We start from the raw sequence: 19,091 nt of genomic DNA, 5'->3' as shown, positions 1-19,091 counted from the left end.
CGTCATGGCTACAGTCCGAGGCGGCAGGTGGCAGGGTCAACGGCCCTCCTCACGGTCCGGAGATTCGGCCGCGGCCGAACAGCGGAATACGGCGGGTGCCGAGGCGGGGGCGGCGCCCGGACGGCTCCTGGACCCGCTTCGGACGAAGATCGCTGGGACCGCCGGGCCGGGGCCCGCGCGATGGTCGCTTCGGCGTCAGACGCGCCGGGTCGGCCCACGGGGTGACCGGAGCCGGCGCGGCCACGGCGGCCCGTGCGGGATCGAGCGCCGCCACGAGATACGCCGCGGTGGGACCGGCGGCACTGTCGCCGGCGGCGGCCCGGATCACCAGCGCGGCGAGGTCCGCCCCGAGCCGATCCGTCATGTTCGCCGACGTCGCGGCCGAGGCGGGCTGCCCGTTGGCCGCGAGGGCGACGAGGTCGGCCCAGTCGGCGATGTCGCCGGCAGTCCGGGCACGCCGGTCGGTCTCGAACTCCGGCTCGGGCTGACCGGGACGCCGCCGCGACGGAAGGGTGATGATGGTGGCGGTGTGGATCCGGGCGAGGCGGAGCCCGGCGGGGCCGAACAGCACCGCGTCCGGCCGGAGATGGCCGTGCGCGAGGCCGGCGGCGTGCAGGGCCGCCAGCGCGCGGGCCAGGTCGAACGCGAAGCGTCTCAGCTCGTCGCCGACGAGATGATCGCCGCGGGCGGCGCGCTCGCGCAGTGTGCTCCCCTCGACGAACTCAGTGGCGACGTAGGAGCTCCCCGCGTCCTGGCCGGCGGCGAGGAGCCGGCAGACCGCGGGTTCGTCGAGCGATGCCCAGCGCCGCAGCAGCTCGCCGAAGCCCGGCGCCCAGGTCAGCGATGGCGGGGTGACCATGACCGCGGCGAGGGGACCGCCCGGGGCGCGGCCGAGGAAGACGTCCTCGCCCAGCGCGCCGTCGTGCTGGCGTCCACCCGGGATGACGCGCGAGAGCCGAAAACGACCCACCCACCCGCGTTGCGCGGGCCCCAGTGCCGGCAGCCCGGCAGGAACCTGCTGGCACAGGACGTGCCAGGGACCGTCCAGGGTGCGCAGCCACACGGCGCCGGTCGTCGCGACGGTGACCGGCCGCCCGTGGGGCACCAGGACGGTCCGGTCGGGCCCCTGCGCCGACATCACCGGGGCGAGCGAGCGCAGCAGCCCGTCCCGGGCGGACGACGACAATCCCGGCGAGGTGGCGACGCCCCGGCGGACGTCGATCTCGACCACGACCGCCGGTGCCTCCTGCGCCGCCACCCGATGCAGGATGTCGGCCTCCGCCCGACTCGCCGAGCTGCCCTGTTCGACCAGGTAGACGGCGGCATGGCAGGACAGGACGGTCTCCCGCCAGGCGTCCGGTGCCATCGAGCCGAACCCGCCGCGCACCGGGTCGAAGCCCGCGTCGGTCAGGAACTCGGCGGCGGCCGCCTCGACGTCGCGGGGGACGGTCCGGCTGCGGTGGATGAGGACCCGGCGATCGTTGTCTGCCGGGTCCCCTCCCGGATTCGGTGTCTCACCGAGGGTGGTGCCAGGAGGAGGGCTGGTCCCGGAAACGGCGTTCGCGACCTCCGGTGCAGCGACCAGCCCGGGGCCAGCGAGCTCCACCACCACCGCCGAGCCGGTGGCCGGCGCGCGCATCAGGTGTGCCCCGGGCAGCGGCGGCCAGGACAGCTCCACCGACCCCCCGAGCAGCCGGGCCCCGATCTCGACGCGGGGCAGGTCGGCGGGCAGCAGGATCGGCAGCAGGCGGGCGACGTCCGCGTTCGGCGGCCCACCGGCCAACGCCGCGGCGCCGCCCACCCACCCGCCGGCGGCCTGGGCGAGCAGCCATGCCGCCGGGCTGTCCGTCACCGCCGAGGCGGGCAGTCGAGGCAGTGTGAGCGCCGCCCACATGGCCACGTCGCGGGCCAGCGCCCCGCCGGCACGAAGGTCGGTGAGCGGTCGCGCGAGCAGGGTGTCAATCGCGTCCGGGCCGGCGGCTAGCAGGCCGAGCCAGGTCAGCTCCTCCTCCAGCCGCAGGTAGGGTCCGGCGTTCTCGCCGTCGCGCACCCGCCGCAGCACGGCGCGGACCGCGTCGGCGTGCGCCGGATGGCCGGGCGGGCGGGCCATCAACCGGTCCCGCAACGTGGGCAGCACCTCGCGGTCCAGGGTGACGGTTCCACCGCCCCGGCGCGAGACCAGGGGGCCGAACCAGAACGCCGCCTCCACGGTCGCCGGCATGGTCGGGTGCAGCGCCGAGCGCACCGCCCTGATCAACGTGGAGTCGATCCGCGCGGCGGGCGAGAGGCTCACCGCGAGTTCGACCGCGTCGGCATCGTCGAGACCGGGGGACGGGGATTGCGCGCCGGGTCCGCCGCCGGGCAGGGCGTCCATCCCGGTCGGTACGCGCGCGCTCCGCGCCGGCCGCACACGGTCACGACTGGTCATCGACCCACCCGGCGCGCCTGCCGGACGGTCGCCGAGCTGTCCCAGGGCAGGATCGGCAGCAGGGCGGCGAGTTCCGGATCGGCCCGCCCGAGAGGGCCCGGAACCAGCGCGACCGGTCGGCATCCCGCGGCCCGCAGGACCTGCACGAAACGCACCCATTCGCCGGCCGGTGCCGGCCGTGGTGACCAGGGGCCGCCACCGCCCAGGTCCGTGACGACCAGCACCGGCGTGCCGGGACGCGGCGGGCGATAGTCGCTCCAGGGGCGCAGTCCCGGACCGACGCCGCGCAGCGGGCAGGCGGCGAAGCGCAGTGTCTGCACCCCGGGACCGGCGACGGAGACAAGGTGGGCGGCGAGTCCGGCGACATCGAGGAGCCAGGGCTGCATCGCCGGCGCGGTGTCGAGCAGGAGTTGGACGCCGCGCCGGTGCGTCCAGGCCGGTTTCCGGGGCAGCCTCCTCGGCGGGGCACCGCGGCCGATCGCCGCGGTCACCTCCGCAACGTCGATGTCGCCCGCCGGCACCCGGGCCGCCGTGACCGCCCCGAGCACCGCTCGCACCCGGGCACCGGACAGCAGTGGCGCCCATCCACCCTCCCCGGACCCCGCCGAGTGCTCGGTGGCAGTCCAGGTCCGAGCCGCGGCGGCACGGCGACTACCTGATGCTTCGGCTCCACGGCCGGCCGGAGGCTCCAGCCAGGCGGGCAGCGGACCGACGGTCTCCGCCGGGCCCTCGACGGTCAGCCACCGGGACGGCTCGGGCTCACCCGCCCCAGCCGGGGACGCGGTCGAACCCGGTTCGTCCGGCCCGTCGACGGCGGACTCACCGCCGCCGCTGACGGGCCAGGGGGCCGCCGCGGCCGATGCCGTCGACGACCCCTCAGGGCCCGGTACAGCGAGCCGGCCGGTCTCGGGACGGGGGAACACTGGACCCGCGGTCCAGGCGGGACCACCGGCTTCCCCCGACCACCCGCCCTCGGCCGGGAGCAGGGACCGCACGGCGGCGGCGGTGGCCCGGTCCGCGACCGCGAGGCGCGCGCAGGCCCGCCAGACGTCGCCGTCGAAGACGGCGGGGCGCCGGGAACCCCGCGTCACGGCTGCTCCCATTTGGCAAGCGTCGCGGCCTGCGCCTCGCGCCACGCCGCGGAGGTCCCGTCGGCCCCGATGCCGAGTTCGAGGCAGGCCCGCACCGCGTCGAGGTACTCGGCGGTGCCGGGCGCCTGGGCCCGACTCGCGGCAGCCTCGGACCGGACCGCGGCGAGCCGCCCTGCCACGTCGACATAGAGGTCGTAGTGGTCCGGGCCGAAGTGCCGCACAGCGATCTCGACGAGCCGGCCCGGATCCGGGAACGGCATGGTCAGCACGGCACACCGGCGCAGGAACGCCGGCGGCAGGTCACGTTCACCGTTCGTCGTGATGATCACAAGGGGCGGCTGGGGGCGGGTGTTGCGCACCCGCCGCTCACCCAGGTCCGCGACGGTGAACGTGAAGGTGCCCAACGGTTCGAGCAGGTCGTTGGGCACGTCCGGCTCGGCCTTGTCGATCTCGTCGACGAGGATGACGGCCCGCTCGCGTCCGCCGGTCTCGGCGACCGCGGACGACCCGGCGACCTCGCGGGCACCGACGGGATCCAGAGCCGACCACAGCGCCCCCGGCCGGACGTAGCGGGCGAGGTCGGTGACGTCGAGCCGAACCTGCGCATCGTGCAGCCGGCGCAGCGCGTCGAACGACCACAGCAGGTCCTGCGCGGCCGTCCGCGACGTGATCGTCTGCTGGTAAAGATCCCACTCGGCGTGGTCCGCGACGGCGGCGGCGAGGGAGGACTTGCCCGAACCCGGCTCGCCGCGGACCAACAGCGGGCGGCCGGTCGCGAGCGCGACGTTGACGGCCAGGACGACTCGCGGCGAGAAGACGTAACCGCCCGGCGGTCGCCGATCGCCGCCCGGCGGATCCGAGGACGCGGTCGAGGCCCACGGGTGGCCCGCCTCAGCCGGCGGTAGGCCACCGGCGGATGGGCCGGGCAGATCCGGGTCGAAGATCCGGGTGTAGGCGAAGTCCTCGTCCGGGGCGAGCCGGGTCATCATGCGCTCCTCGGTGCCGAGCTGCGCGGCGGGCGACCCGTCATCGCCCGGTAGTACCAGTAGAACCGGTCCTCGTCGCGGGGATCGAGGATCGACTCCAACATGAGCAGGTCGGCGGGCCCCACCACGCGTGGGTCGGGCTCGCCCGCGGTCAGGACGACGAACACGAGCCGCGGGAACTCCCGGCGCAGGGAGTCGACCAGGTCGGGATGCCACGGGGGTTCGAGGAGTACCGCGACGCGACGGCGGTGGACCTCCTCGATCCAGCCGAGGGCGACGTCGAGTTCGGCGGCGTCCGGCTCCGGGTCGCCGGGGAGATAACCGACGATCTCCAGGAGCTCCCGCCGGATCGCCGCAGCCAGATCCCGACCGGCGCTGCCCGGCTCGCCGCCGCGCACCGGTTCGACCGTCGCGGGCAGATCCGTGCGGTCCGAGCGGCAGGAGGCGTTGATCACGTACCAGTAGGCGAGCGGCGTCGCTCTCGCGCGCACGCCGACCACGGCGGCGCGGGCCGTATCCGGGCCCTCATCCGACGTCAGCAGGGGGGCGAGCTGCCGGGCGGCGCCGCGCGGAACGGTTTCCTTGAACGGCACGACCCGGTCGGCGATCTCGGCCCTGATCTCGGCGGGCGCCGCCGAGCCGGAGAAGGCTGCCGCGACCGACCTCAGCCCGACCTCGTCGGCGAAGAGCCGACGTGCCACAGCCATCCGCAGCGCCTCACCGCTCCGAGTCTCCCGAACCCGCAGGGAATCGGCTATAGCCCCCACCGAGCTGACGCCGGCGAGCAGGTCGGCCACCCCCTCGGTGAGGCCGTCCAACGTCGATCGGGGCGACCGATGACCCACCTTCCGGGCGAGCGCCTGCACCTCCGGATTGAGCGGAAGCTCGTCGAGCAGGCCACCGACGAGCGCGCAGAAACCGGGCGCCGCACCGATGCTGAGCTGGCCGACGACAATGGTCCAGAAATCCCGGCCATTGTCCGCCAGAGGAATCTCCGCTCTGCTCCAACCGGCGCGTTCGAGAAACAGCCTGGCCTTGCCGACATCGCCCCACTTGTCCTCGACGAAGCGGCGCAGCGCCTCGGTCTCGGAATTTTCCCACGTCTGGCACCTGCACATCAGCGGCCCCCGAAGTCCACTCCGCGGGAGGACGGGAGTGTCCTGAACACTCGCGGCTCCTCCGGACCGAGTGGTTCGACCTGGTTCCGGTAGGATCCGCCGCCCCGCCAAAGTCTCCCGGGGCCGCCCGGGAGCGTCGCCGCGGCGGCGCCGATCAGATCGGCCAACCGTCCGGCGTTCCGGCTGAACCAGACCGCCGCGGCCTTGTCGTAGAAGTTCGCGCTCGGTTCCCCGTTGTCGTCGACGTCGACGATGCCGACACCGCGAAAGCCGGCGAGATCGACGATCGTCTGACACAGAGCCCCGAAGTCGAGCTCCGGCGTGAAATCGCCGAGCAGGTCACCGAGGCAGACCAGCCCGCGGTACTCCGGCTGTTCCCGAGAGGGCGCCGAGTCATAGTTGGGAAAGATGTTCGGATGGAAGATCGGGGACTCCCAGAACACAGCCGGCGGCGTCTGCGGGAAACTGGCGCCGAGCACGATGACGACTTCATGCTCGGCGATCGGCACCGGCTCAGCGTCGGGGTCCGGTCCGGGAGCGAGGCTCGGCTGGGTGAATCGGAGTTCGTACTCGGTCGGGAACTCCTCGTCGTCGACGAGAATCTCGAGGTTCGGGGCCCCCCGCGCATAGTCCTCGACCTGGGCACGGGCGCTGCGCAACGCCTCCATCCGGTCCCGCGGATTGATCAAAGCATCCTCACAGCGGCACTGGAGCCAACACGCCCGAAGTACCCAACGAAGCCCCCTTCTTCGCGCCGAATAGCAGCATATCGCCACGGGTGGATCACGTCTTCCGTCGGCAGTCCTCACCGCGTCCGACCGTTCGGCTTCGGCGCGAGCGGGGGCCGGGACGAGCACCGCCGGAGGAGCCATCGGCGCTTGACATGCAGCTTGACGGTTACCTAACATCAGGCAGCCAAGAGGTTGCATATACCTTGTGGCGAGCCAACCCTCCGCGTGGCCCAGGCACGCCGGAGCGGGCACCGACCAGGATGAGGCGGGCGACGTAGACGGCGACGTAGACGGGGTGTTTCGGGCGCTGGCCGATCCGCATCGCCGGCTGCTGCTCGACCGGCTCGACGAGCGCGGCGGGCAGAGCCTGCGGGAGCTGTGCGCCGGGCTGGACATGACCCGCCAGTCGGTGAGCAAGCATCTGGCGGTGCTGGTGGCGGCGGGTCTGGTGACCACGCGGTGGCGCGGCCGGGAAAAGCTGCACCACCTCAACGCCGCGCCGATCGACGCGATCGCCGGGCGCTGGATCAGCCGATACCACCGGGAGCGCGTGCGTACGCTCACCGACCTGACGACGGCACTGGAGTCCGAGCCGGTGAGCAGCACCGAGTTCGTCTACATTACCTACATCAACACCACCCCGCAGCGCCTGTGGCAGGCGCTGACCGATCCCGCCTTCACGCTGCGCTACTGGGGGGCGGCCCTGGAGTCGGACTGGCAGGTCGGCTCACCGGTCGTCTGGCGCCAGGGCGAGGTGACGATCGCCGACGCCGAGCAGGTCGTCCTGGCGGCCGAGCCGCCACGGCGGCTGTCCTACACCTGGCACACCTTCACCCCCGAATTCGCCGCCGCGTTCGGGTTCGCAGACGAGTTCCTGGCCACCGTGCGTGCCGAACGCCGATCCAGGGTCGTGTTCGACCTCGAACCGGTCGGCCGGACGGTGAAGCTCACCGTCGTCCACACCGACTTCGATCCCGGCAGCACGGTGCTGGAGTCGATCAGCGGTGGGTGGCCGGCGATCCTGTCGAACCTCAAGACGCTGCTGGAGACCGGGCAGACGCTGCCCGCCGGGGATCAGCCGGCCGGGGGCGAGCCGGGCGCGGCTCCCGATCCGCCCACCGTGCCCTGACACCGCGCGCGGCGGATCAGACTCCGAGCCCGTTGAGCTGCGCGCGGCGGATCAGCCGTTCGGCGCGCGGTTGGCTTCGGGCGGCTCGATCCGCCGCCGCGCCGAGGACCGTCGCGAGCGCCGTGAGCGCCGCGGCATCGGCGTCGTCGACGCGGGCGGCGAGGCCCGCGAGACCACCCGGATCGCCGGGGTCGGCGGGTAGCCAGGTGGCGACGTCCGCGGCCAGGCGCGTGCTCCGCCACCGCTCGAGGGCGAGCTGGCGGCGCAGATGGTCGAGGATCGCGGCGGTGCCGCGGTCCGCCTCGCCGAGGCGGGCGGCGAGCTGGTCGACGAGCCCGACCTCCGCCGCGTCCACCGCGTCCGCCGGGACCGCCGGGTCCGCAAGCAGCCGCAGCGAGCCGCCGCGCAGCCGGACGAGCACGGATCCCAGCAGGGCGTCGTAGGCGAGCGCGGCGATGAGCGGGCCGAGCACGTCCGCCCCTGGTCGCGCGGCGATGATCCCGGCCCACAGGCTGATCACCGACTTGGTCATCACGAACGCGGCATGCCAGTCGAGCCGCCCCGGAGCCAGGACGACGCCGGCGGCGGCCTCGTACTCGGCGACGCGGGTGGTGAAATCTCCGAAGTCGGTGTGCGCGCCGCGCATCCAGATCCAGGCGAGGTCCTCGTGCGGGTCGCCCGCGTGGAACAGCTCCCAGTCCAGCAGGGCGACCACCCTCCCCTGGTGGATCATGACGTTGCCGGGGCCGGCGTCGCCGTGCACCGGCCGCGCCGGTGTCGGGTCGTCCGGGAGGCCGTCGGCGAGGATCCGCAGCGCCAGCCGGATCAGCGGCCGGTCCAGGGTGCCCGTCGTGGCGGCTCGTTCGCGCCACCAGGCGAGATCGGATCGCAGCGCCGCGCTGATCGACGACGCCGGCACGCCGAGGTCGGTGGGACCGGTCCGGTGCAGCCGGGCGAGCAGCGCCATGTACTCCGGCGCGGCCTGCTCGACGGCCGCCGGGTCGGGTCTGCTGGTGCCGGGCACGAGCTCCAGGAGGGTGCCCGCGGGCTCCGACAGGGTCGCGAGCACGGCGGGCACGGGCAGTCCGCACTCGCGGACGCGCCGGAGCACCTGGGCCTCGCGGGCCAGGGTCATCTCGCTGCCGTCCATCACCCCGCCGGTGGCCGGGTCGGCGCGCAGGAAGGCGATGCCCGCGCCGGCGGGGGTCTCGACGCGGTAGGCCTCGCGGGAGGCGCCCGCGGGCACGGGCACCAGCCGGACCGCGTCGACGCCGAGGGCGGCGGCGATCTCGTCGGTCCGATGGGCCCAGCTCGAGGTGGTGGTCACGGCGGTCCTCTCACGCTCGACGACGAGCCGATACTAGCTAAAACTGACAGGCGCTCAATTTTCTTGGAGGCGAGATGACCGGAGCCGAGCCGAGCCGACCGACTCGGCTGAGCGACGTGGCCCGGCTGTCGCGGCAGCCGGCGGGTGGGGCCGGGCCCGGGCCGAAGGGGCGGCGCACCCGCCAGCGGCTGCTCGACGAGGTGGAGCGGCGCTGCCTGGCCGCGCCGTACCTGACGGTCGCCGTGGCCGACGTCGCGCGCGCGGTGAACACCTCGCCGGGGACCTTCTACCACTACTTCCCCGACCTCCCCAGCGCCGTCGCCGAGGTGGCCGAGCGGCACATGGAGCAGTTCGAGCAGGTCACGGCGCTGGCCGCGGCGCTGGTGCGCCAGGACGCCACGCTCGGTCCGTGCGAGCGGTTCGTCCGGGCGTTCCACGACTTCTGGAGCGAACGGCGCGGCCTGCTCGAGACGATCGTGCTCGCCTCCCGCGACGAGGACCCGCGGGTGTTCCGGGTCCTGCTGGGCGCCATGAAGAGGCTCACCCACGTGCTGTCGGTGGCCGTGGTCGACGGCCATCCCGTGGGCCTCGCCGGGTCGCTGGTGATGATGCTGGTGATGTCCGCGGCCCGCCGCGAGGGGTTCGCCCGCGACGGGGCGCCGCTCGACGAGCTCGTCCGCTCCCAGGCCCAGATCATCCATCTCGGCCTGGGCCGGCACCAGAGCACTAATTGACGTGATGTCAGTTCCGTGGAAGCGTGCTCGCGGCACGGACCGGAGCCGGCGAGGTGACCATGGACGAGTTCGACGGAGTTGGCGGTTCCGACGGGGTCAGCCTGTCGAGCGTGTTCGACCGGCGGGTCCGGATCAGCCCGCGCGCGCCGGCGGTGCGCGACGTGGGTGGCGAGCCGGTCTCCTGGGGTGAGCTCGGCGACCGGGTGACGGCCCTCGCCGCGGACCTCGCCGCCCGCGGGGTCCGGCCCGCGACGGTGGTGTCCTGGCAGCTGCCGACCAGCGTCGAGGCGATCGTCCTGCTGCTCGCGCTGTGCCGGCTCGGGGCGACGCAGAATCCCCTGCTGCCCGTCTACGGCGACCGTGAGCTCGACTTCATCCTGCGCCAGGCCCGCCCGGCGCTGCTCATCGTCGACGGCGCCGACCCGGCGCGCACGGCCACCGCCCGGCGCGTGGCCGCCGCCGTGGCCCGCGACGGCGAGCCGATCGACGTCCTCGCCTGGGGCGAGGACAGCCCCGGGCAGGGCGGCCCGCTGGCCCCGCCGACGGGCACCACGGGCCGGTGGTACTTCTACACCTCCGGAACGACCTCGGCCCCGAAGGGCGTGGTGCATGCCGACCGCGCGGTGCTGGCGGCGGGACGCACCCTGGTCGATCGGCTCGGGCTGCGCCCGGACGACCGGTACGGCGCGGTCTTCCCCCTCTGCCACGTGGGCGGACCGGCCTGGCAGGTCGCGGCGATGCTGGTCGGCTTCGAGACACTGTGCGTGGAGCGGTTCACCGACGAGGCGATCACCGCCCTGCACGACTTCGACGTCACCATCGCCGGGGCCGGCCCACCGTTCTTCCTCGCCTACCTCGCCGCCCAGCGGGCGCTGCCGGCCGGCCGGCGACTGTTCCCACGGGTGCGCGCCTTTCCCGGCGGCGGCACCGGCCGGCCCCACGACCTGCACGCGCGGATGGTCGACGCGTTCGGCGCCGGCATCATCCCCAGCTACGGGCTGACCGAGGCGCCGATCGTGTGCATGGGCCGGCTCGGCGACTCCCCCGCGCAGCGGGCCACCACGGAGGGGATCGCCGCGCCCAGGGCGCAGCTGCGGGTGACGACACCCGACGGCGCCGCCGCACCGGTCGGCTCGGACGGCGAGATCCAGATCCGCGGCGACCACCTGATGGTCGGCTATCTGGACCCGGAGCTGACCGCCGCGGCGATGACGCCGGACGGGTGGCTACGCACCGGTGACCTCGGCCGCCTCGACGCGGCGGGATACCTCACGGTCACCGGACGGATCAAGGATGTGATCATCCGGAACATGGAGAACGTGTCGGCCGTGGAGGTGGAACAGGTGCTCGCGACCCATCCGGACGTCGCCGACGTGTCGGTCATCGGGCTGCCCGACGAGCGGACCGGGGAGCGGGTGTGCGCCGTTGTCGTCCCGACGGCCGCGGGCACCCCGCCCGGCCTCGCGGACCTGACCGACTGGTGCGCCCGGGCGGGTCTGATGAAGCAGAAATGGCCGGAGCGGCTGGAGCTGATCGACGAGCTGCCCCGCAACCCGGTCGGCAAGGTCACCAAGGCCCAGCTCCGCCGGCGTTACCTCGCCGGGGGCGAGGCGGACGCGGCGGCGCCGCGATGACCGGCACCGCCGACACGACCGGCGACACGACCGCCGACACGACCGATGCGGCCGGCTGGGGACTGACGGAGGCGGACGACCGGCTGCACCCGTTCCCGTCCGACGAGCCGTTGTGGACGGAGACCGTCTGGTTCAGCTGGATGGTGCCCGAACGTCGCCTGCTGGGCTACGTGTACCCGGTGTTCCGGCCCAACCTCGGCGTCCAGTTCGGCGGGGTGACCGTCTACGACGCCAGCGCCCACCTGCCCTGGGAGCTTCCCGTCCGCCACTGGCAGCAGCACATCCCGCTGCCGGAGCTGCCGGACCTGCGCGACGCCCGGCTCGCCGACGGCATCACCCTGCGAGCCGTCCGCCCCGGCCACACCTACGAGATCGGCTACACCAGCGACGAGCTCACCCTCGACCTGCGCTACGAGGCCCTGATGCGGCCGCTGGTCTCCGGCGGCGAGTCCGATCTGTTCGCCCACGGCGGGCATCTCGATCAGCCGGGTCGGGTCACCGGCGCGATGGTGCTGCACGGCGAGGCGATCGACGTCGACTGCTTCGCGATCCGGGACCGGGCATGGGGGCCGCGGCGCGACCAGCGGCAGCGGCGCGTCGGCTACGCGTACGGCACGGCGTCGGCCACCGAGGCGTTCCTCGCCATCAGCGGTCCGGACCGGCAGGGCACGGACCGGGTGTGGGCGGGCTACCTCATGCGCGACGGCGCGTGGTCCCCGCTGGTCGCCGGCGAGCGCCGGGTGGAACGCGACGGCGAGGGCAGGCCGGCGAGCGTGCGGATCACGGGCCGCGACGAGCTGGGCCGGGCGCTGTCGGCGACGGGCACGGTGGTCAGCCGGATGGTCTTCACCCCGTACCCGAGCATGTTCGCGTGGTGCAGCATGACCCGCTGGGACCTCGACGGCCGGCCCTGCTGGGGCGAGGACCAGGACGTCTGGAGCCCCCGCCGCTGGCGCCGCGACATGGTCGACGCCCCGGTGGCCCGCGGCGCCGACAGCTAGACCGCGCGGTCGCGCGGCGCCGGCCGCCAGGCCAGACGGTCCGCCGCGTCAGACCGACCCGTCGGCGCCCCACTCCCCCGCCGGCACCGCGACGCCGGCCGGGCCGTTGCGGGGCCGGGCACCCATGCCGTGGTGGGGGGAGTCGGTGGCGGCGTCGGCCGCGGCGTGCACCGCGTCGCGGTCGGCCTCGGTCAGCCCCGGCGCGGTGGCGACGGCGTCGAGGAGCAGGTCCATCTGGCGGCGCAGCGCCGGGACGACCGCGTGGCGGCCGTGGCGTTCGGCCACCCAGATTTGCAGCCGCAGGGTGCGCAGCATCGCCACGCACACCGCGGGATGGCCGACGCCGGCGTGGCGGAGCTGGTCGAAGGCGTGGCCGACGTACTCGGCCGGATCAAGCTCCCAGGCCCGGCACAGCAGCCGGCCGGCGGGGCCCGCGACGACGTCGGGCGGCGGTTCACCGGCAAGCAGGTGGCGCAGCACACCGCCGATGCGCAGGATCGCCTCGACCGCGGTCGTCGGATCGTTGATGGCCGCGCTCAGCGCGCGCAGCGCGATGTCGGTCATCTGCCGCAACCCGAAGTCGACGTCCTCCTGCATGGTGCGGGTGACACCGACGTCGATGCGGGCGAGGACGGCGCGCACGGTGCGCACGGCCTCGTCGTCGACGGCCGGGGCCGGCTCGCCCGCGGACGCGTCGCCGGGGAGCCAGAGGGTGGCGATGTGCTGCCCCTCGACGACGAAGGCACCCACCCGGGTGCGTAGCAGCAGCGCCGCGCCCGGGGGCAGCGCCGCCAGCAGGGCGGCGGTCCCCGCCTGGCGGATCCAGCCGTCGTCCGCGGCGACGACGGCGACGCCACCGGGACGAACCCGCAGGTCGGGGGCATCCGCGGGGGCCGGGGCGAGGGTCGGGTCGGGCCGCGCGGACGCGGCGATGACGGCCTTCGTCTCCCTGCCGATGGTGTGCAGCACCCGGCCGACCTGCAGGCTGCGGGTCAGATGGTCGAGGTAGCCGACGATCAGCACGACCGAGGCGATGGCCAGCAGCACCGTCACCCCGGTGGACAGGCTCGGGCTGTAGGGCGGGTCGGCGTCGGTGCGCACGTCGCGCAGCACCAGCACCGAGAAGGTGAACACGGCGACGAGCACGCCGACGACGGACTGGGAGAACCGGTCGCGGATGAAGGTGTGCAGCACCCGGGGTGAGAACTGGCTGCTGGCGAGCTGAAGGCTCACGACGGTCAGCGAGAACACGGTCGCAGCCACGGTGATCGTCGCCGCGGCCAGCACCGACAGAAACGTCTGCGCCGCGCCCGCCGACATCCGAAACGTCAGCGGCAGCCCGTCCTGCCAGCCCTGATGGCGCCGGTCGATCGCGAGCAGGCCCTGGGCGGCCCCGATGGCGACGACGACGAGGACGGCGGGCAGGAAGAACAGCGACTCCCGGAACCGGTACGCATACGTGCGCACCGCCCGCCCTGCCCACAACCGTTGGCCGCGCATGGGCGGACCCTACTGCCCGTCGCCACCGGCCGGTCGGATGGGAAACCGAACACCGCCGGACGGATTCTCGTGGCCGAAAACTGGGGAGACTACGACTTCTTTTCGGCGGCTCCCTGCTGCCGGCGCCAGAAAACTGGTTGCGGTCGCGGGCGCGTCACCCCTAGAAACCCAAGGCATGGAGGAGCAGCACGTGACCGAGCAGCGCCTGCCCGGCGGCCGTCATGTCGGGGGCGTCCGCATCGGCGACACCGTGCACCGCCCCGCCAACCCCTGGACCCCGGCGGTGCACGGGCTGCTGCGCCATCTGGAGGCGGCCGGGTTCACCGGCGCACCGCGGGTGCTCGGCTTCGACGAGCAGGGCCGCGAGGTGCTGACCTGGCTGTCCGGCGACACGATCGGCGAGCGGCGGCCATGGCCGGCGTGGGCGTTCTCCGACGAGGCGCTGACGCAGACCGGGACGTGGCTGCGCCGGCTGCACGACGTCACCGCCGGCTACGTGCCGCCGGCCGGCTCCGTCTGGCTGTCCGGCCGGCCGTGGCAGCCAGGCCTGGTCGTCGGCCACCACGACGCCTCGCCGTTCAACGCGGTGTGGGACGCCGGCGCCGGCCGGCTCGTCGGGTTCGTCGACTGGGACACCGCCGGTCCGTCGTCGCGCGAGCTCGACCTCGCCTTCACGGCGCTGACCTGGGTGCCGCTGCACGCCCGCGCGGTCGTCGAAGCGCAGGGCTTCACCGCCTTCGACGACCGGCCCCGGCGGCTGCGCCTGCTGCTGGACGCCTACGGCTACGACGGCGACCGCGCCGCCTTCGGCCCGGCCGTCGCCGCCCGGGCCCGGCTCAACGCCGCGGTCATCCACCGGCTGGGCATCGACGCGCTGCGGCCCATCGCCGCCGACTTCGAGCAGGCCGCCCGCGAGATCGAGGCCCTGCCGCCGGAGTTCTGGGCCTGACGGCTGCGTTCCGGGCCTGACGGCTGCGCGACACCGGACCCTTGGCCTGCGTACAGGCCGCGCACAGCCACCTCACAGGCTCGGCTCTCACCCTCATCACCATCGGCGTTCCTCCCGCGGAGCGCAGCCGGTGAGAGGCGGAGACGATGGCCACACGCGAACAGGGGATCCGACGGGTAGGTCCCGTCACGACCGGGCTGGTCGCCGTCGCGGCCGCCGGCGTCATCGGGTTCGGCGTCCTCGCCCACGAGCACACCGCCGCCGCGGACGACGACACCGCCGCCACGACGGACAGCACCATCGCCTCCGGCACGGGCACCGCCTCCGGCACGGGCACCGCCTCCGGCAGCGGCACCACCTCCGGCAGCACGGGCTCCGGCGCCTGGTCCGGCGGGATGTCGAACGGGACATCGCCGTGGAGCGCCGGCGGACAGTCGCACGCCACCACCGGTGGTTCCTGACATGGCCGCGACGACGAAGCCCCGGCCCGCCGCGGCACCGAGCCCCGACCAACCCGGGCCGGCCAGGACCTCCCCGTCCGCTGGGCCCGGGGGGACGGCCTCGGCCGCATGGCCGGTCTGGAGCACCACCGCGCAGGTCGTGGTGACCGACCCGGGCCGCCTCGACGCCGCCCGGCGGCTCGTCGCCGACCAGCTCGCGGCCGTCGACGCGGTGGCCAGCCGCTTCCGCGCCGACGCGGAGATCGTCCGGCTCGACGCCGCCGCCGGATCGCCCCAACAGCTCAGCCCCCTGCTCGCCGAGCTGATCGGCGTGGCACTGGCCGCCGCCCGGCGGACCGGCGGGGACGTCGACCCGACCGTCGGCGGCCCGCTGGCCGACCTCGGCTACGACCGGGACATCGCCCTGCTGGCGCCCGGCGGCCCGCCCGTGCGGGTGGTGCGCCGGCCGGCGCCGGGCTGGCAGCGCGTCCGCCTGACCGGGCGGGTGCTGACCCTGCCCGCGGACGTCCGGCTCGACCTCGGCGCGACGGCGAAGGCGCACACGGCCGACCGCTGCGCCGCGCTGGTCGCCGACCGGCTGGGTGTGGGAGTCCTGGTCAGCCTGGGTGGGGACATCGCCACCGCGGGGCCGCCCCCGCCGGGCGGGTGGCGGGTCCGGGTGCAGGACCAGCCGGGCGAGCCCGCGTGCACGGTCGGCCTGCCGCCCGGGGGCGCGCTCGCGACGTCCAGCACGCTCGGGCGGCGCTGGCGGCGGGGGCATCGGCTGCTGCACCACGTGCTGGACCCGCGTACCTGCCAGCCGGCGCCGGCGGTGTGGCGGACCGTCACCGTGGCGGCCGTGAGCTGCCTGGCGGCGAACACGGCGAGCACGGCGGCGATCGTGCGCGGCGCGGCTGCGCCCGAGTCGCTGCGCCGCGAGGGGCTGGCCGCCCGGCTGGTCGATGCGGGTGGCGCGGTGATCACCGTGGCCGGCTGGCCGTCCCCGACCGGACCGTCGGCGCGAGCCGGACTCGCGCCCGACGCGGGGACGTCCGTCGGCCGGGACCCGGCGGGGACGCGACCGGCGACGCCCGACCCGCGCGACCCCGGAGCCGCCCGGTGACCACCGACACGCTCTGGTACACCGCCCGCGGGAGCGGCACGGTCGCGCTGCTGCTGCTCACGATCACGGTTGTCCTGGGCGTGGTGGCCCGTTCGGGCCGGGGCCTGGCGGGCCTGCCGGGCTTCGCGGTCGCCGCGGTGCACCGCAGCGCGGGCCTGCTCGCCGTCGTGTTCGTCGCCATCCATGTCGTGACCCTGCTGCTCGACCCGTACGCGCGGCTTGCCCTGCCCGACGTGGTCCTCCCCTTCGGCGCGGGGTACCGCCCGCTGTGGGTGGGCCTGGGCACGGTGGCCCTCGATCTGCTGGCGGCGGTCGTGCTGACCAGCCTGCTGCGCCGGCGCATCGGCGTCCGCATCTGGCGGACGGTGCACTGGGCCGCGTACGGCGCCTGGCCGGTGGCCGTGACGCACGGCCTGGGCGCGGGCAGCGACACGGGCACACCGTGGCTGTGGGCGGTGGCCGTCGGCTGCGCTCTCGCCGTCGCCGGGGCGGCGAGCTGGCGCCTGTCGGCCGGGTTCGCCTCGGTCCGCCAGCCCCGGCCGCCAGCACCATCCCGGCCGCCAGCACCACCCCGGCCGCCAGCACCACCCCGGGCTCAGCCGGCCGCGGTGGACGCATCCCCCATCCGGGCGATGCGCACCGTCCCCGCCGGCGGCGGCCGCCCCGACCGGCCCATCCCTGCGGCCGCTGCGGCGACCCCGCCCGTGCCGACCACCCGCGGCGCCGCCGGGGACCACCCCGAAGCAGCCGCCGACCGATCGGACCAGTGATGACCGTCGAGCACACCACCTGTCCGTCGCCCGCGCCCACCGCCGCGCCGCCCTCGTCCCCCTCGCCGCCCGCACCCACCACCTCGCCGGCCGCACCTGCCGCCTCACCAGCCGCGGCCGCCGCCTCGCCGCTGCGCGGCAGCCCGGTCGACTGGCCCGGCCCCCCTCGTGAGCCCTGGCCGGCCGGTGTCCACCCGGTCCACGCCGACAGGGATACACCGGCAGTGGGCGGCACCGACGGTGCGGATCTGCCGGGCACGGCCGGCGCCGGCGGGCACGCCACCGGGCGGCTGCTGGCCCTCGCCGCCCCCGACCTGCTCGGCCACCACCGGCGGTGCGGGCCGCTGCCCTGGCGCGGGCCCGGCGGTTACCTGCTGCGCGAGCTCCACGACGCGGGGCTGACTGGACGGGGCGGCGCGGCGTTCCCGACCTGGCGGAAGCTGGCCGCCGTCACCGAAGCCGCGTACCCGGTCGCCGGGGACCGCCTCAGCCGGCGCCGGGCGGGCGCGGGCGGCGGCACCGGGCGGCCCCGGTCGGGCGGCACGCCCGTCGTCGTCGCGAACGCCGCCGAGGGTGAACCCGAGAGCGTGAAGGACGTGACCCTGCTCGCCGCCGCGCCGCACCTCGTCCTCGACGGCGTGCAGCTCACCGCCGAGGCGGTCGGCGCCGGGGACGCGTTCGTGTACGTCAAGGCCGGCAGCGCCGCCGCGGCGGTCGTCCGGCGGGCGGTGGCCGAACGGCGGGCCGCCGGCTGGGACCGTTGCGTGATCGAGGTCCGCGAGGCCCCGGTGACGTTCCTCGCCGGGGAGGCATCCGCGGTCGTCGCGGCCCTCGAAGGGGCTACGGCCCGACCCCGCGCGCACTGGCGGCCGCTGGCCGACACCGGCCTGCACGGCCGCCCGACGCTGGTGCACAACGTCGAGACCCTCGCCCACCTGGCCATGATCGCCCGCTGGGGCAGCGCGTGGTTCCGCGCCGTCGGGACCGCCGACGAGCCCGGCACGCTCCTGGTCACGGTGACGGGAGCCGTGGCCGCGCCGGGGGTCGTCGAGGTGCCGTACGGGACCGCTCTCGGCGATCTCGTCGGGTCCCGCGGCGGTGCCGTCGAGCCGGTGGGCGCCCTGCGGATCGGCGGCTACGCCGGCATCTGGTTGCCCGTCGCTGCGGGGCCGGCGGTGCCGATGTCGCGGGAGGGGCTGGCGCCGTGGGGCGCCACCCCGGGACCGGGGATCGTCTCCGTGCTGCCCGCCCGCGCCTGCGGGCTGGCCGAGACCGCCCGCCTCGTCACCTACCTGGCCGCGCAGAACGCCGGCCAGTGCGGCCCGTGCGTCAGCGGACTGCCGCAGCTCGCCCGGTCGGTGGCCGCCATGGCCCGGGTCGCCGGCCAGGACACGGCGCCGGACGGGGAGAACCCGGCCCAGGCGGCGAGCCGGGCGCTGCGCCTGGCCGCCCTGGTCTCGGGCCGCGGCGCCTGCCACCATCCCGACGGCGCGGCCCGCATCGCGCACAGCGCGCTGCGCACGTTCGCCGCCGACATCCGCGCGCACACGCAGGGCCACTGCCTCGGCTCGGCCCACCCGAGCTGACCTGCGACCCACTCCGCGGCGTGGTCCGCCGCGAGCCACCCGCGGCGCACCGGCGCGACCCGCCCAGCCCAAACCGGCAGGCACAGGAGGAGACATCATGCGCGGCACACCGCAACAGCGGCCGACCGCCCCGAACGACACCTCGAACGGCCGCCCGGACACCGCGGCGGGCGGCGGGCCCGCGATCGGTCCGGCCCGACTGTGGATCGACTGGACGGCCTGCGACGCGCGCGGTTGGTGCGCCGAGCTGCTCCCCGAGCTGCTGACCCGGGATCCCGACGGCTACCCCCTGGACCGCTCCCCCGGCGCCCACGCCACCCAGGACCTCACGATTCCCGCGCAGCTCGCCGGCCACGCCCGCCGGGCCGTCGACGCCTGCCCCCGCCTCGCACTGCGCCTGCTCCCCGACTGATCCACCGGCTGATCCACCGGCTGATGCCGCCGTGCCCGCGCCGGCCTGCCAACGGCGACGACCACCGTCGCCCGACCGGTGCCGGCGCTGCCGACGTGGTGCTGCGACACGTCGGGCCCTGGTACCCGGGTG

17 protein-coding genes are annotated in these 19,091 nt (G+C 75.3%); 10 read left to right on the top strand and 7 right to left on the bottom strand.

Going from position 1 to position 19,091, the window contains the following annotated elements; all coding sequences use genetic code 11:
- Positions 1–49: 49 nt before the first annotated feature.
- From FRAQA3DRAFT_RS04535 to FRAQA3DRAFT_RS04515, 5 genes are read right to left on the bottom strand one after another with little or no spacing between them, the layout of a single operon-like run.
- Entirely contained in the window at positions 50–2,374 is a 2,325-nt protein-coding gene (locus FRAQA3DRAFT_RS04535; RefSeq protein WP_035920581.1) for a hypothetical protein, read from the bottom strand.
- 50 nt (positions 2,375–2,424) lie between these two features.
- Entirely contained in the window at positions 2,425–3,519 is a 1,095-nt protein-coding gene (locus FRAQA3DRAFT_RS31220) for a hypothetical protein (RefSeq protein ID WP_009737885.1), read from the bottom strand.
- Positions 3,516–4,508 carry a MoxR family ATPase gene (locus tag FRAQA3DRAFT_RS04525; RefSeq protein ID WP_083873490.1) on the bottom strand — a complete coding sequence of 331 codons (993 nt, stop codon included), beginning with the start codon at positions 4,506–4,508 and terminating at the stop codon, positions 3,516–3,518. Before FRAQA3DRAFT_RS04525 ends, FRAQA3DRAFT_RS31220 begins: the two co-directional genes overlap by 4 nt.
- On the bottom strand, positions 4,505–5,623 hold the full coding sequence (locus tag FRAQA3DRAFT_RS04520; RefSeq protein ID WP_009737883.1) for a hypothetical protein: 1,119 nt from the start codon (positions 5,621–5,623) through the stop codon (positions 4,505–4,507). The genes FRAQA3DRAFT_RS04525 and FRAQA3DRAFT_RS04520 overlap by 4 nt, the downstream gene beginning before the upstream one ends.
- Entirely contained in the window at positions 5,623–6,312 is a 690-nt protein-coding gene (locus FRAQA3DRAFT_RS04515) for a hypothetical protein (RefSeq protein WP_009737882.1), read from the bottom strand. Before FRAQA3DRAFT_RS04515 ends, FRAQA3DRAFT_RS04520 begins: the two co-directional genes overlap by 1 nt.
- Before the next feature lie 247 nt (positions 6,313–6,559).
- Here FRAQA3DRAFT_RS04515 and FRAQA3DRAFT_RS04510 point away from each other — a divergent pair, with 247 nt between their 5' ends.
- Positions 6,560–7,483 (top strand): metalloregulator ArsR/SmtB family transcription factor, encoded by a 924-nt coding sequence (locus FRAQA3DRAFT_RS04510; RefSeq protein ID WP_009737881.1) that lies wholly within the window; start codon positions 6,560–6,562, stop codon positions 7,481–7,483.
- 16 nt (positions 7,484–7,499) lie between these two features.
- Here the strand turns inward: FRAQA3DRAFT_RS04510 and FRAQA3DRAFT_RS34565 are convergent, their stop codons facing one another.
- Positions 7,500–8,810 carry a phosphotransferase family protein gene (locus FRAQA3DRAFT_RS34565; RefSeq protein WP_009737880.1) on the bottom strand — a complete coding sequence of 437 codons (1,311 nt, stop codon included), beginning with the start codon at positions 8,808–8,810 and terminating at the stop codon, positions 7,500–7,502.
- Positions 8,811–8,884: 74 nt separating this feature from the next.
- Between FRAQA3DRAFT_RS34565 and FRAQA3DRAFT_RS04500 the strand changes: the two genes are divergently transcribed.
- From FRAQA3DRAFT_RS04500 to FRAQA3DRAFT_RS04490, 3 genes are read left to right on the top strand one after another with little or no spacing between them, the layout of a single operon-like run.
- Positions 8,885–9,544: a TetR family transcriptional regulator gene (locus tag FRAQA3DRAFT_RS04500; protein ID WP_009737879.1), complete on the top strand. Its 660-nt coding sequence runs from the start codon at positions 8,885–8,887 to the stop codon at positions 9,542–9,544.
- 59 nt (positions 9,545–9,603) lie between these two features.
- Positions 9,604–11,178: a class I adenylate-forming enzyme family protein gene (locus FRAQA3DRAFT_RS04495; protein ID WP_009737878.1), complete on the top strand. Its 1,575-nt coding sequence runs from the start codon at positions 9,604–9,606 to the stop codon at positions 11,176–11,178.
- Positions 11,175–12,179, top strand: a complete 1,005-nt coding sequence (locus FRAQA3DRAFT_RS04490; RefSeq protein WP_009737877.1) for a hypothetical protein — start codon at positions 11,175–11,177, stop codon at positions 12,177–12,179. Before FRAQA3DRAFT_RS04495 ends, FRAQA3DRAFT_RS04490 begins: the two co-directional genes overlap by 4 nt.
- A gap of 48 nt (positions 12,180–12,227) precedes the next feature.
- Here FRAQA3DRAFT_RS04490 and FRAQA3DRAFT_RS04485 read toward each other — a convergent pair whose 3' ends face one another.
- Positions 12,228–13,679, bottom strand: a complete 1,452-nt coding sequence (locus FRAQA3DRAFT_RS04485) for a DUF2254 domain-containing protein (RefSeq protein ID WP_009737876.1) — start codon at positions 13,677–13,679, stop codon at positions 12,228–12,230.
- 190 nt (positions 13,680–13,869) lie between these two features.
- Between FRAQA3DRAFT_RS04485 and FRAQA3DRAFT_RS04480 the strand changes: the two genes are divergently transcribed.
- The 6 genes from FRAQA3DRAFT_RS04480 to FRAQA3DRAFT_RS04455 all read left to right on the top strand — a co-directional run bounded on the left by FRAQA3DRAFT_RS04480 (position 13,870) and on the right by FRAQA3DRAFT_RS04455 (position 18,959).
- A complete protein-coding gene (locus tag FRAQA3DRAFT_RS04480; protein WP_009737875.1) occupies positions 13,870–14,628 on the top strand; it encodes a phosphotransferase in 759 nt (252 codons plus the stop codon).
- 146 nt (positions 14,629–14,774) lie between these two features.
- Positions 14,775–15,089, top strand: coding sequence for a hypothetical protein (locus FRAQA3DRAFT_RS04475; protein ID WP_009737874.1), 315 nt, complete (start codon positions 14,775–14,777; stop codon positions 15,087–15,089).
- Between the two features lies 1 nt (position 15,090).
- A complete protein-coding gene (locus FRAQA3DRAFT_RS04470; protein WP_009737873.1) occupies positions 15,091–16,191 on the top strand; it encodes an FAD:protein FMN transferase in 1,101 nt (366 codons plus the stop codon).
- Positions 16,188–16,961: a ferric reductase-like transmembrane domain-containing protein gene (locus FRAQA3DRAFT_RS04465; protein ID WP_009737872.1), complete on the top strand. Its 774-nt coding sequence runs from the start codon at positions 16,188–16,190 to the stop codon at positions 16,959–16,961. The genes FRAQA3DRAFT_RS04470 and FRAQA3DRAFT_RS04465 overlap by 4 nt, the downstream gene beginning before the upstream one ends.
- A gap of 224 nt (positions 16,962–17,185) precedes the next feature.
- Positions 17,186–18,547 (top strand): NADH-ubiquinone oxidoreductase-F iron-sulfur binding region domain-containing protein, encoded by a 1,362-nt coding sequence (locus FRAQA3DRAFT_RS04460; protein WP_232291914.1) that lies wholly within the window; start codon positions 17,186–17,188, stop codon positions 18,545–18,547.
- A 97-nt stretch (positions 18,548–18,644) separates the two neighbouring features.
- Positions 18,645–18,959 carry a ferredoxin gene (locus FRAQA3DRAFT_RS04455; protein ID WP_009737870.1) on the top strand — a complete coding sequence of 105 codons (315 nt, stop codon included), beginning with the start codon at positions 18,645–18,647 and terminating at the stop codon, positions 18,957–18,959.
- Positions 18,960–19,091: the final 132 nt, after the last annotated feature.

Origin of the sequence: Frankia sp. QA3 (assembly GCF_000262465.1) — a bacterium.
GTDB lineage: Bacteria > Actinomycetota > Actinomycetes > Frankiales > Frankiaceae > Frankia.
Note: the sequence above shows the minus strand (reverse complement) of the source record. Positions and strands in the feature narration are given on the sequence as shown.

What these genes read in the sequence shown, in the direction of transcription:
- FRAQA3DRAFT_RS04535 (WP_035920581.1), bottom strand. Translation starts at nt 2,374, where the DNA reads ATGGACGCCCTGCCCGGCGGCGGACCCGGCGCGCAATCCCCGTCCCCC.
- FRAQA3DRAFT_RS04525 (WP_083873490.1), bottom strand. Translation starts at nt 4,508, where the DNA reads ATGATGACCCGGCTCGCCCCGGACGAGGACTTCGCCTACACCCGGATC.
- FRAQA3DRAFT_RS04520 (WP_009737883.1), bottom strand. Translation starts at nt 5,623, where the DNA reads ATGTGCAGGTGCCAGACGTGGGAAAATTCCGAGACCGAGGCGCTGCGC.
- FRAQA3DRAFT_RS04500 (WP_009737879.1), top strand. Translation starts at nt 8,885, where the DNA reads ATGACCGGAGCCGAGCCGAGCCGACCGACTCGGCTGAGCGACGTGGCC.
- FRAQA3DRAFT_RS04495 (WP_009737878.1), top strand. Translation starts at nt 9,604, where the DNA reads ATGGACGAGTTCGACGGAGTTGGCGGTTCCGACGGGGTCAGCCTGTCG.
- FRAQA3DRAFT_RS04490 (WP_009737877.1), top strand. Translation starts at nt 11,175, where the DNA reads ATGACCGGCACCGCCGACACGACCGGCGACACGACCGCCGACACGACC.
- FRAQA3DRAFT_RS04485 (WP_009737876.1), bottom strand. Translation starts at nt 13,679, where the DNA reads ATGCGCGGCCAACGGTTGTGGGCAGGGCGGGCGGTGCGCACGTATGCG.
- FRAQA3DRAFT_RS04475 (WP_009737874.1), top strand. Translation starts at nt 14,775, where the DNA reads ATGGCCACACGCGAACAGGGGATCCGACGGGTAGGTCCCGTCACGACC.
- FRAQA3DRAFT_RS04470 (WP_009737873.1), top strand. Translation starts at nt 15,091, where the DNA reads ATGGCCGCGACGACGAAGCCCCGGCCCGCCGCGGCACCGAGCCCCGAC.
- FRAQA3DRAFT_RS04455 (WP_009737870.1), top strand. Translation starts at nt 18,645, where the DNA reads ATGCGCGGCACACCGCAACAGCGGCCGACCGCCCCGAACGACACCTCG.